The sequence below is a fragment of the Achromobacter semiaridum genome (assembly GCF_053543755.1).
In genome coordinates this window covers 1-768 of the sequence record NZ_JBLVOL010000116.1, presented here as the reverse complement: position 1 = coordinate 768, position 768 = coordinate 1, and the positions used below count along the sequence as shown (strand labels likewise).

1 protein-coding gene is annotated in these 768 nt (G+C 70.2%); it reads right to left on the bottom strand.

All coding sequences use genetic code 11. The features are described 5' to 3' along the window. Positions 1–61: 61 nt before the first annotated feature. Positions 62–768, bottom strand: a 707-nt coding sequence (locus ACNPP0_RS24780; protein ID WP_448707278.1) for a c-type cytochrome, incomplete at its 5' end; no start/stop codon positions are given.

Here is a 768-nt window from a genome sequence, read left to right as displayed (position 1 = left end):
CCCCCCCCAAACCTGCCGCAACCTCCCGCGACCCGGCGCCGCGAGAGGCAAGCTGCGGCGCTTACCTTTGCTGAGGCGCCGGCCCCGCGTAGTAGGCCGCCAACGCCTGTATCTCGGCGTCGGTCAGGCGTTGCGAGAAGGCGCGCATTACCCCGACGTCATCGTTTTGGCGCGAGCCGTTGCGAAACGCGTTCATCTGGTCGGTGAAGTACTCGCGTGATTGGCCGGCAAGCCTGGGGATCAGCGGCCCTTCTCCCATGCCGCGCAGGCCGTGGCAATTGGCGCAGGCGGGCAAGGCGCGTGCGCCGTCACCTTGCACGTCCAGCTTGCGGGCGGCGTCACCGCCAAACTCGCCCACATGCATGGGCGGCCCGGCCAGCGTGCCGTAGTACGCCGCCACTTGGCCGATTTCCTGCTCGGACAACGCGCGCGCCACGGTATTCATCAAGGGCTGTACTCGCGCGCCGCTGCGGAAGTCGGCCAATTGCTTGGCCAGGTATTCGCTGCTTAACCCGGCCAGGTTGGGAAAGATGCCGCCTGACGGCGTGATGCCGGCCTGGCCGTGGCAGGCCACGCAGGCTTGCACGCCGGCGGCGGGTTTGCCGTTGGCGGCCAATTGCTTGCCCGCAGCCGGGTCGGCATCGCGCAGAAAGGTCTCCCATGCGGGGCGCGATGCGCTGAAGTCCAGCGCGCTGCGTCCTGGCACGGGCGCCGGGGGCTTGGGCGGGGCGGCCGCGGCTGTGGGCGCGGGTGCAGTGCCGGGCGTGG